The sequence below is a fragment of the Corallococcus carmarthensis genome (genome assembly GCF_003611695.1).
GTDB lineage: Bacteria > Myxococcota > Myxococcia > Myxococcales > Myxococcaceae > Corallococcus > Corallococcus carmarthensis.
On sequence record NZ_RAWE01000284.1, the window covers coordinates 1 to 10919 of the forward strand.

A 10919-nucleotide genomic window follows, 5' to 3' on the forward strand; every position below is an offset into this window, starting at 1 on the left:
CCCATGAGCACCATGAAGCCCCCTGACGAAACCCAAGGGCCCGCCGAGGACACGCGGTCCGACACGTCCCCTGCCCTCACGCGCCGCGGTCTGCTCGCACGCACCGGCGCCACGCTGGCGACGGGCGCCCTGCTGATGCACGGCCGCGCCGCCCAGGCGCAATCGGCCGTGCCCGGGGCGAAGGCCCCCAGGGCGGGCCGCGACTCCGGGTCCGTCGTCGTGCCCAACGGCGCGAAGCTGCCGTGGAAGAACGTGGGCGGCGTGAAGGTGTTCCACCTGGTGGCCGAGGAGGTGGAGCACGAATTCGCGCCCGGACTCAAAGCCACGTGCTGGGGCTACAACGGCCACGTGCACGGCCCCACCATCGAGGTGGTGGAGGGCGACCGCGTCCGCTTCTACGTCACGAACAAGCTGCCCGCGGCCACCACGGTGCACTGGCACGGCGTGCTGGTCCCCAGCGGCATGGACGGCGTGGGCGGGTTGAACCAGAAGGCCATCGCGCCGGGGGAGACGTACCGCTACGAGTTCACGGTGCGCCAGTCGGGCACGTGCATGTATCACTCGCACCACGACGAGATGACGCAGATGGCGCTGGGCATGGTGGGCCTGTTCATCATCCACCCGCGCAAGCCGGTGGGGCCGCGCGTGGACCGGGACTTCGCCATCATGCTGCACGAGTGGCGCATCGACCCGGGCACGCGGCGTCCGGACCCCAACGAGATGACGGACTTCAACGTGCTGACGATGAACGCGAAGGCGTTCCCCGGCACGGAGCCGCTCGTCGTGCAGAAGGGCGAGCGGGTGCGGATCCGCTTCGGCAACCTGAGCGCGATGGACCACCACCCCATCCACCTGCACGGTTTCCAGTTCCGCATCACCGAAACGGACGGAGGCCGCATCCCGGAGAGCGCGCAGTTGCCAGAGACGACGGTGCTGGTGCCCACGGGCAGCACGCGCACCATCGAGTTCGTGGCGGACGAGCCCGGTGACTGGGCGATGCACTGTCACATGACCCATCACGTGATGAACCAGATGGGCCACGACCTGCCGAACATGGTCGGCGTGAAGCCCGCGGGCCTGGACGCGAAGGTGCGGCCCCTGCTGCCCGGCTACATGACCATGGGGCAGACCGGCATGGGGGACATGGCGGGCATGCATCACATGCCCATGCCCGCGAACTCCATCCCCATGGTGGGCGGCAAGGGCCCCTACGACGACATCACCATGGGAGGCATGTTCACCCTCCTCAAGGTGCGCGACCGGCTGGACGGGGAAGGAGCCCCGGGCTGGTACACCCCGCCGCCGGGGACGCAGGCAAGGCTGGCCCAGGTGGACGAACTGCGTCGGGACGGCATCGACGTCTGAGCAGCCAGGCCGTGGGCTCCACCGCCTGCATGCCTTGGAAGTACGCCGCTCCGTGCGGGTCAGCCATTGCGTGAGAGGCCCGCGACGACCACCTTTTTAATAACTGCTCAGCATCACCTGCCGGCGCTGGTGACAGGGGGAGGGCCATGGCGAGCATCGCGGAGATCATCCGGAGCCATCACGCGGAGATCGTGCGGTGTTGGATGGAAGAGGCGACCCGGGCCGCGTCGGCCCGAGGCCTGGACAAGCCCGAGTTCAGGAACGTCATGCCCATCTATCTCGCATCCCTCGCGGAATCCCGGGCATCGGGCGGCGACGGGGACGACAAGCAGCGGCAGCACGTCGAAAGTCATGTGTCCGCACGGCTTCGACAGGGGTTCCTGGTCGCGGAGGTGGTCGAGGAGTTCGCCATCCTGGGACGGTGCATCACCCAGATGTGGAGCACCACGCCTCCCGACCTCCAGCCCGACGGACATGACGTCGAGCGGCTCTACGGCGAGCTGCACGTCGCCATGGAGACCGTGACGGACCTCTTCGGCAAGCACCTGCTGGAGGAAGAACAGACGGAGAAGCGCTACCTGCGGCTCCTCCAGCAGGTGGCCAGTGAAGCGCTCAGACTGGACGGACCGAGCAGCCGGGACCAGCTCAAGGAGCTGCTCGAGGTCATCCTGGAGGCCATGGGCGCCCAGAGCGTTGCCTTGTTGCTGTACGAGCTGGAGGGCGAGCGCCTGGTCACCGCGGCCTCCGCGGGAGCCGCCAACGAGCAACTGGAGCACTACGCGACCTCCCTGGACCCGAAGTCCTTTCCCGGGAGCATCGTGGCCGCGGGCGAGGAGCCCTACTCCCTCTGGGATGCCATGACCACGCCGCTCGAGGTGAGCGACTCGCTCCGCCAGGGAGGGATCCACTCGCTGCTCGGAATCCGGCTTCCCGCCCACCGGGCCCTGATGGGCGTGCTCTACGTCGGGCTGACCGACACCCGTGACTTCACCGGCCGGGAGAAGCAGCGGATCCAGACCCTGGGACAACACCTGAGCGTCCACCTGGAGAACGCCCGGCTGTACACGAAGCTCCAGGAGAAGGTCGAAGCGCTCCAGGCCGAGCGCGGCCTCCGCGAGCAGTTCGTCAACATCCTGGCCCACGACCTCCGCGGGCCCTTGTCCGCTGCGAAGATGGGGGCCCACGCGCTCATCCGGGCCCCGGAGAAGCTGGAGGCGCGGCGCGACCTGGTGCTGAGGATCGACCGGAACATCGAACGGGCGGACCAGATGGTGCGGGACCTGCTCGACGCCAACCGCATCCAGGGGGGCCAACGGCTGCCACTCCGGCTCGACACCTGCGACCTGGGAGGCATCGCCCACGACGTCGTCGAGGAACTCGCGATGCTCCACGGAGAGCGCTTCGTGCTCGAGGCGGAGGATCGCGTCCGGGGCATCTGGAGCGCAGAGGAGCTGCGCCGCGCCTTGTGGAACCTGGGCACCAACGCCCTCAAGTACGGCGCGGACAACTTCCCCATCACCTTCACCGTCACGTCGACCGGGGCGCAAGCGCGAGCCTCCGTGCACAACCAGGGGCCGGCGATTGCCAGCGCCGACCAGGAGACCATCTTCCAGCCCTTCATCCGGACCCGCTCCGCGGAGACGGGACTGTCGAAGGGCTGGGGGCTGGGGCTGACGCTGGTATGGGGGTGCGCCCAGGCGCACGGCGGCAAGGTCGAGCTGACGAGCGATGCCCACCACGGAACGACCTTCAGTCTGGTGCTGCCCTGGGACGCCCGGCCGTTCCAGGCGGACCCGAACGTGGCGAAGCGCGCTGGACGGGCATCGGGACTCGCCTGACCGGAGGCTGACACGGCGGGGGGTTCCACCCCCATGGTCCCTTTCTTCTTCGCATCCCATTGGTCTGTCAGCGTCCTCTTCCAGAGCCTCTTCCAGCACCGATACGCCGCGCACCGCATGTTCACGATGGGGCCTCGCGCCGAGCGAGCGCTCCACCTGTCGACGGCGATGGTGCAGGGGTCCAGCTACCTCGACCCGCGCGCCTACGCCATCCTCCACCGTGAGCACCATGCGTACGCGGACACCGAGCAGGATCCGCACTCGCCCACGCACCAGAAGAATCCCCTGCGGATGATGCTCCACACGGCGCGCCGCTACATGGGCCTCCTGACCCGGCGCATCTCACCCGAGCCGCGCTTCCTCGGGGGCTACCCGGAGTGGCCCGCGGTGGATCGCCTCTTCACCCGCTGGCCCACGCGCATCGCCTTTGGAGCGCTCTACACGCTGTTCTACCGGCGGTTCGCGACGCGCCGGTGGCACTGGGCGCTGCTGCCCATGCACTTCGTGATGGGGCCGGTGCATGGCGCCATCGTCAACTGGTGCGGGCACCGGTACGGCTACCGCAACTTCGCGAGCCGCGATGAGTCATGCAATACATTGCCGGTGGACGTGCTGTGCATGGGCGAGCTGTTCCAGAACAACCACCATGCGCGGCCGGCGAGCCCTGACTTCGCCGCCAGGCGCTTCGAGCTGGATCCCACGTGGCAGGTGATGCGGCTGCTCTCCTGGATGAAGCTCATCCAGCTCACGCCTGCTTCGAAGGGCAAGCATGCGGAGTACCGTCCCGCGCCCGCGCATGCGGATCGCGGCACTTCGCTCGAGGCATCCCCATCTTTGTGAGCGAACGGAGGATCAACCCCCATGCAATTCGCGGAAAGCGTCGCCCAGGGTCGTCTGGTCGTCGCGGCGGGAGGACAGGCGCTCGGGAACGTGGAGACCCTGTCCATCGACAGCGAGACCTGGAAGATCGACACCCTCCAGGTGAAGTTGAGCTCGGAGGCCGCCGAGCAGTTCGGCGTCTACTGGAACTACTTCCACGCGGGGCGCATCTACGTGCCAACGCGCCTGGTGCATTCGGTGAGTGACACCGTGCTTCTCTCCGTCACCGTCGACGAGCTCCGCGAGGTGCTCTCCCAGGACGCCGCCAGCGCCCCCATCTGAGCACGGCTTTACTCCCCCGGGCCCGTTCCACTACGAGGAGCCGATGACGAACGGCTTCTGCTGGTACGAGCTCAGGACCTCCAGGCCCGACGAGGCGCGGCGCTTCTATTCGACCGTGCTGGGAACACCCTCCGTGGGAGACATCACCCTCCTGCCGGAAGCCGCCGCCGCCCGGGGCGCCCCCAGTCACTGGCTGGGCCACATCGACGTTCCCGACCTGGAGTCGTCCCTGCGGCGCTTCATCGCGCAAGGCGCCGAGCGGCTGGGACCGCCTCGCAGGTCCGCGGAGGGCATCCCGTCCACCGTGCTGAGGGATCCGTTTGGCGCCGTGGTCGCGTTGACGTCACAGCCAGGACCGCGGACGCCTGCGGAGGTGGCGTGGCATGAATTGCACACGGCCGACCATGCCCGAGCCTTCGCGCTCTACCGCGAGCTCTTCGGCTGGCGCCCCACGGAAGCACTGCGGCTGTCCCCCGACGTCGGGATGTATCAACAGTTCACCTGGCGCGAGGACGCGCGCAGCGTGGGGGCGGCCTGTAGCACCGCACGCCTCCCCCACATCCATCCGCACTGGCTCTTCTCCTTCGCCGTCGAAGACCTGGACCGCGCCCTCGCGGCCGTCGTCGAGGGCGGAGGGCTCGTGGCCAACGGCACGCACGTCATGCCGGACGGAACCCGCGTCGCCGCGTGCGAGGATCCGCACCGGGCCGCGTTCGGCCTGCGTCAGCGGCCTTGATGGCTGATACATCTTGATGGGCAAGTGACAGCGGGAGGGGCGAGATGGAGTAGATTCGACATCCCCCCGGAGGACGCCCCATGACCGCCCCGCTGCCGACGCTGGAACGCCTGCCTCGCGGAGCGCTCACATTGTTCCGCATCCGGGCGCTGCTTCGCATGGGCATCTCCGGGGCGATCGCGTTCGCCGTGGCGCTGGCGTTGAGCTTCGCGGGAAACGAGCACTGGCCGTTCCTGCTGCCGTGCGCGGTGGTGCTGGGGCTGAGCGTGTTGACGGCGTGGTATCCGCAGCGCGCGCATGAGCGCTGGGGTTGGGCGCTGCGCGAGCACGACCTGGTCATCTCCCACGGCGTGCTCCTGCGGGAGGTGGTGTCCATTCCGGCGGGACGCATCCAGCACGTGGACGTCCACCAGGGGCCCATCGAAAGGTCGCTGGGGTTGGCGCGCCTGCAGATCTACACGGCCGCGGGCAGTGGGGCGGACGGAGAGATTCCCGGCCTGGCCCGGGAGACCGCGGACGCCCTGCGCGAGCGGTTGGTGCGGCGCGAGGCGGACGATGTCGTCTGAGCCGGTGGCGCTGGCCTCCCCGCAGGAGGTCCCCTGGAAGCGGCTGAGCGCGAAGGCCCCGCTCGCGGCGCTGGTCCCGCTGTCATCCACGATTGGCCGCATGCTCCTGGGCGCGCTGCTGCCCACGTACTTCGCGGGCGAGCGGGGCCTGCCGGTGGTCCTCTGGGTGATCGTGCTGAGCATGGCAGGGCTGATGCTCGCCGCCGGGCTCTATGAAGTGGCCACGACGAGCTACCGCGTGGTGGGCGCGCAGCTGGAGATCCGCTCGGGCATCTTCACGCGGACGTCGCGCTTCATCGAAGCCGCGCGGGTGCAGAACACGGAGGTGTTGCAGCCCTTCGTGTCGAAGCTGCTCGGGCTGGTGGAGGTGAAGGTGGAGACGGCCTCCGGAGGCAAGGCGGACGGCCACCTGCGGGGGCTGACACCGGATGAGGCACAGGCGCTGATCCACGCACTCCAGGCGGTGCGGGGAGAAGGCGCCGCGGCGGTCCTCCTGCCCGGCGACACCGCCCCGGAGGAGCGGGTGCTCTCCGAGGCCCGCCTGGGGGGCCTGCTGCTCTACGGCGCGACCGCGCTGAGCGTGGGTGTGATCGCGGTGGTGATGGGCGCGCTGCATGAAATCACCGAGACCTTCCACAAGCTGCTGCTGCCGTGGATGGAGGCGCACTGGGATGCCGTAGCGGCGCCGGGCATGGGGTGGCTGGCCGCGACGGCCGCGGCGCTGACGGGGCTGTTTGGCCTGTGGCTGGTGAATGGCGCACGGGCGGTCTTGCAGTTCCATGGCTTCCGGCTGGTGGACCTGGGAACGCACCTGCGCGCGGTGGGCGGGCTCATCACGCGCCGGCAGGTGACGGTGCGGCGGGCGCGCATCCAGCAGGTGGTGCTGGATGAGCCGCTTCTGCGCCGCACGCTGGGCTTCGGTTCGGTGGAGGTGGAGACGGCGGGCGTCCGCACGGGCAAGGAGGCCGCGGACCGCGCGGAGTTGCTGGTGCCGGTGGTGCCCACGGCGCGCATGCAGGCGTTGCTGAGGGAGTTCGTGCCGGAGCTGCCCGGCGACCTCTCCGCCCAGCCCTTCCAGAGAGCGCATCCGAAGGCACTCCTGCGAGCACGGATCCGGGCCGTGGGCCTGAGCGTGCTGGTGGCCGCGCCCGCGACCTGGTTCTGGGGAGCCTGGGGCGCGGTGGCGTGGCTCCTGTTGCCAGCGCAATTGCTGGGCGCCTGGTTCGACTGGCGCTTCCAGGGATGGTTCGTCACGGAAGCCCTGGTGGTGGTGCGCCAGGGCTTCTGGCGCAGGCGCACGACGGTGGTTCAGCGCGCCCGCATCCAGTCCGTGCGCGCCAGACAGGGCCCCCTGGAGCGCGGCTACGGCATCGGGCACGTGCGAATCGACGTAGCGGGTTCGCACGTCATCCTGCCAAGCGTGGGTTGGGAAGAGGCCCAGTCGCTCATCGACGCGCTTCCGGCCCGTCGTCTCGCGCGTCGGGCGCCTCCTGCGTCCCTGCCGGACGTACGGCTTCCCGGATAAGTGACAACGCAGGGAGGCGACCATGCGCGAAGGTGTCGTGGCGCTGTGCGCGGTCTTGATTGTCTCAGGATGCGCGGGCGTGGAGCCGCGGACTGGCCGGGGCAGTTCTCGGGTTCTCCGGCAGGGAGCGACCTTCGCGCCCGACGATGCGGCGGAGCGTCGGCGAACGCCAGGCACACGGCCCCGGCAAGGTGGCGACCCAATCGCCCCACTCACCCATGAGGCGGTCATCGCGGTCCTGGAGGAAGTGAAGGGCACGCTGGATGGCATTGCCAGGACGCTCCCCAGGCTCGCGAAGAACACGAAGGGCCTGGGGGATTCCGACGGCGTCTTCACCCGTTACACCGACTACGGCGCCAGCCAGTTGCCGTGGCTGCGGGGCGCACTCGCGAGAGCCACCTCGCTTACGGACGACGCGGCGACAGTCGAGGACATGGACATGCGGTCGGGCATTCTCCGGCTGACAGGGCCGCGCATCGAGGCCGCCATGTCCGGAGCGATGCTTCTGGCCACATGGCTCGACTTCCTGCGGCTCGCGGAGGTCGTGCGGCAGGAGTGCCCCTACTACGGAGTCGAGCGGTTGTTCGTGGACCTGGACCGCGTGCAGAGGCAGATGGAGCCCGCGATGACGGCGCTTGCCTCACTGGATCCAGAGGAGGTGGAGGCCACCGCAACCGCGATGCCTGGACTCATGGGGCAACTCACCCGCGAGTTCCAATCCATTCAAGACGGTGCGCGCGGAGCGATGGAGCGTGGCGGACGGGTCGTCGCGGCGGCCCAGTTCCTTGAGATGCTCACGTTGGTTTCAGCCCTGAAGGCAACGCTGCCCAGACCGCCGCCCGCCGCCCCGGTCATGCTCGGTGTGGGGCTCATGATGGGCTCCGGTGGCGTGATGATGGGCTCACGCATCGTCGTGACGGCCGAGTGGGTCGAGCGGATGCGCACGCTCGTCCAGGCGGGCGTCATCTCCGCACCCGTTGTCAGCGCGGCGGTCCGCATCCACGCGGGTCAGGTGTTGATGGCGCAGGCCAACCAGGACCTGCCCAAGGGCGTGCGCGATGCGCTGGGCGACAGCCCCGAGGTTCGCGCCATGCGAGAGACCGGCAGGGCCGGAGCCGGGATGTCCAGTGCACCGAAGCACCACGTCCTGCCGCAGGAGCATCGCGAGTGGTTCGAGCGACGCGGATTCAAGGGCGAGATGGACATCGACCAGTTCTGCGTCCGGCTGGAGCAGTCACACCACGAGGCGATTCATGGTGGCGGCGACTGGCGCCTGGGACGCTTATGGGCAAAAGAGTGGAATCAGAACATCATGCGGCTCCTCCGAGTCAGCGAATCCGACACAGGCCGATTATTGACGCGGGATGAGATCCTGAAGATCGTCGCGACGGAAATGCGGCGCTTCGACATACCGATGACCTTCAGCCCTGGGAAGAGGCGATGACCGACGGCCGCTCGTGGCAGGGTGATTGGAAGGTTCGCCTCTATGCGCGTGTCCGTGAGCGCGGGTACGACTCACTCACGGCCTTCGCGGAAGCACGCCCTACCGCCTCGCTGGTGCAACTGGCTGAGGAGTTGGGCAAGGACGACATCGCTGGAGTCCAGGTCTTCAGTGGCCTGGTAGCGGAGGCCGAGCGAAGCAAACGCCTCACTCGATTGGTCCGGAGCCAGTTCGTGCGAGAGCTGTCCGAGGATTTCCCCAATGGATGGCCGACTGCAGTGGACGACAACAACCGATTCGATATCGCCCATGCACTCGCACGCTGGTGTAGCTACACGCCGGAGACGCATGAAGCACGCGTCAAGCAGGTCAAAGCGGAGCTCCTCGCCTCTCCGCCACCGCCCGGTTGGCGCCCGCTCGGTCCCGACGATGAGTTGCTCCTCACGCTCCTGCCAGACGACGAAGCATGATCGTCGCTGCGAACATGCAGGACTACGAAAACCCAATGCGCTTCGTTTCGGAGAAACGGTGATGGCCGACGGGCGCTCTTGGCGTGGCAACTGGCAAGCACGTCTTTACGAGCGGGTTCGAGATCGCGGTTACGATTCGCTCACCGCCTTCGCCAATGCACGTCCGACCGCCTCACTGGTGGAGCTGGCCGAGGAACTCGGAAAGGACGACGTCGCGGGAGTCCAGGTCTTGAGCGGACTGTTCGCCGAGGCGGAGCGACGCAACCAGGTCACCCGACTCGTGCGCGGCGTGCTCGTGCGCATGCTCTCGCGGAGCCTTCCCCACGGATGGCCAGCCGTGATGGATGACGCGTCTCGGTTCGCTGTCGCGAAGGCGCTCGGCAGCTGGAGTGGCTACACGCCGGATTCCCATCAGGAGCGTGCGGATCAGCTCATGGCGGCCTTGCGCGCCCAACCTCCACCGCCCGGTTGGCGCCCACTCGGTCCTGACGACGAGCTGCTCCTCACGCTCCTGCCCGACAACGAAGCCTGACCGCTTCACCCCACTCGGCCGCGCAGCGCCTGCATCCAGATGACGACCGCCGCGGCACCCGCGTCCGGAATCCCCTTCGCGCGCTCGCCCAGGTAGCTGGCCCGGCCCAGTCGCGGCGACATGCTGGCGGTCGCCTCCGCGCCCTGCTCCGCCGCGCGCGTCGCCTCCGCCCACGCCTCACCCAGCGAGATTCCCTCCCGAACCGCGCGCACGAGCGTCACCGCCGCCGGGTGCAGCGCATCCACCATCGTCCGGTCCCCCGGCCGCGCGCCGCCCAGCTCCGACACCGCTTCGACGCCCACTTCGAAAGCCTTCGCCCAGGCCGCCGCGTCCACCGGCCGGTTCGCCAGGTAGCGCGCCGCCCGGAGCAACGCTGTCGCGTAGAACGGTCCGGAGCTGCCGGCGATGTTCCGGCGCAGCGCCTGCCCCAACTCCGTCAACGCACCGGACGGCGTCGCCCACGCCCGCTCCGGCAACGCACGGATGGCCGCCGCGCCTCGCGCCAGGCTCAACCCCAGGTCGCCGTCCCCCGCCCGGCTGTCCAGCTCCGTCAGCCGCGCCTCGGCCGCGTCCCATGCATCCGCCACCGCCAGCGCCGCCGCGCGAACCTGCGCCATCATCGGCTGGGGCTTCGGATGGCCCGCCACCGTCGGGAGCGCTCCACGCACGGGCACCACCTGACGGCGCTTCACCACCTGCCCCCGCCCCGGCCACGCTGGCGCCTCCGTCGGCGCGTCCAACCGCGCGAGCCGCGCGTCATCCACCTTCAACACCGTGAGCGAACACCCCGGCATCTCCAGCGCCGACAGGAACGTGCCCTGCCACGCGCGCTCCACCGTCACGCCCCGCTCCGCCAGGAACGCCAGCGCCCGCCGCGTCACGATGGCCAGCTCCATGGGCGGCGTGCCTCCCAACCCGTTCACCATCAACGCCACCCGGTCGCCCCGGCCCACCTTCCGGTCCTCCACGATGGCCGACAGCAACGTGTCCACCAGCGCGTCCACCGGCTGCAGCGCCACGCGGCGCACGCCCTGCTCGCCGTGGATGCCCAGCCCCAGCTCCACCTCGTCGTCCTCCAGCGTGAAGCCCGGCCGGCCCGCCGCGGGCACCGTGCACGGCCCCAGCGCCACGCCCATGCTGCCCAGCGCCGCCGCCGCTTCCGTCGCCTCGCGCGCCACCTCCGCCAGCGACACACCCGCCGCCGCCGCGGCCCCCGCCACCTTGTGCACCAGCACCACGCCCGCGATGCCCCGGCGCCGCGCGGGCGTGGTGCTGGTGCACAAGG

Annotated in this window: 11 protein-coding genes; 10 read left to right on the top strand and 1 reads right to left on the bottom strand. The window is 69.3% G+C overall.

Annotated elements, in window-relative coordinates; genetic code table 11:
- Positions 1-3: 3 nt before the first annotated feature.
- The 10 genes from D7X32_RS40090 to D7X32_RS40135 all read left to right on the top strand — a co-directional run bounded on the left by D7X32_RS40090 (position 4) and on the right by D7X32_RS40135 (position 9634).
- On the top strand, positions 4-1365 hold the full coding sequence (locus D7X32_RS40090; protein WP_120607796.1) for a multicopper oxidase family protein: 1362 nt from the start codon (positions 4-6) through the stop codon (positions 1363-1365).
- Positions 1366-1511: 146 nt separating this feature from the next.
- On the top strand, positions 1512-3203 hold the full coding sequence (locus D7X32_RS40095) for an ATP-binding protein (protein WP_120607787.1): 1692 nt from the start codon (positions 1512-1514) through the stop codon (positions 3201-3203).
- A 33-nt stretch (positions 3204-3236) separates the two neighbouring features.
- On the top strand, positions 3237-4043 hold the full coding sequence (locus D7X32_RS40100; protein WP_120607788.1) for an acyl-CoA desaturase: 807 nt from the start codon (positions 3237-3239) through the stop codon (positions 4041-4043).
- Between the two features lie 21 nt (positions 4044-4064).
- Positions 4065-4364 carry a PRC-barrel domain containing protein gene (locus D7X32_RS40105; protein ID WP_171449376.1) on the top strand — a complete coding sequence of 100 codons (300 nt, stop codon included), beginning with the start codon at positions 4065-4067 and terminating at the stop codon, positions 4362-4364.
- 43 nt (positions 4365-4407) lie between these two features.
- On the top strand, positions 4408-5100 hold the full coding sequence (locus D7X32_RS40110; protein WP_120607789.1) for a VOC family protein: 693 nt from the start codon (positions 4408-4410) through the stop codon (positions 5098-5100).
- A gap of 80 nt (positions 5101-5180) precedes the next feature.
- On the top strand, positions 5181-5666 hold the full coding sequence (locus D7X32_RS40115; RefSeq protein ID WP_120607790.1) for a PH domain-containing protein: 486 nt from the start codon (positions 5181-5183) through the stop codon (positions 5664-5666).
- The gene (locus D7X32_RS40120) at positions 5656-7191 is read left to right on the top strand and encodes a PH domain-containing protein (protein ID WP_120607791.1); all 1536 of its coding nucleotides are present in this window, start codon (positions 5656-5658) and stop codon (positions 7189-7191) included. The genes D7X32_RS40115 and D7X32_RS40120 overlap by 11 nt, the downstream gene beginning before the upstream one ends.
- 22 nt (positions 7192-7213) lie before the next feature.
- Entirely contained in the window at positions 7214-8635 is a 1422-nt protein-coding gene (locus D7X32_RS40125; RefSeq protein WP_120607792.1) for a DUF2380 domain-containing protein, read from the top strand.
- Positions 8632-9102 (top strand): NUDIX hydrolase, encoded by a 471-nt coding sequence (locus D7X32_RS40130; protein ID WP_120607793.1) that lies wholly within the window; start codon positions 8632-8634, stop codon positions 9100-9102. The genes D7X32_RS40125 and D7X32_RS40130 overlap by 4 nt, the downstream gene beginning before the upstream one ends.
- 61 nt (positions 9103-9163) lie before the next feature.
- A complete protein-coding gene (locus D7X32_RS40135) occupies positions 9164-9634 on the top strand; it encodes an NUDIX hydrolase (protein ID WP_120607794.1) in 471 nt (156 codons plus the stop codon).
- A 5-nt stretch (positions 9635-9639) separates the two neighbouring features.
- Here the strand turns inward: D7X32_RS40135 and D7X32_RS40140 are convergent.
- Positions 9640-10919: dihydroxyacetone kinase subunit DhaK (locus D7X32_RS40140; protein WP_120607795.1), on the bottom strand; the 1280-nt coding region annotated here is incomplete at its 5' end.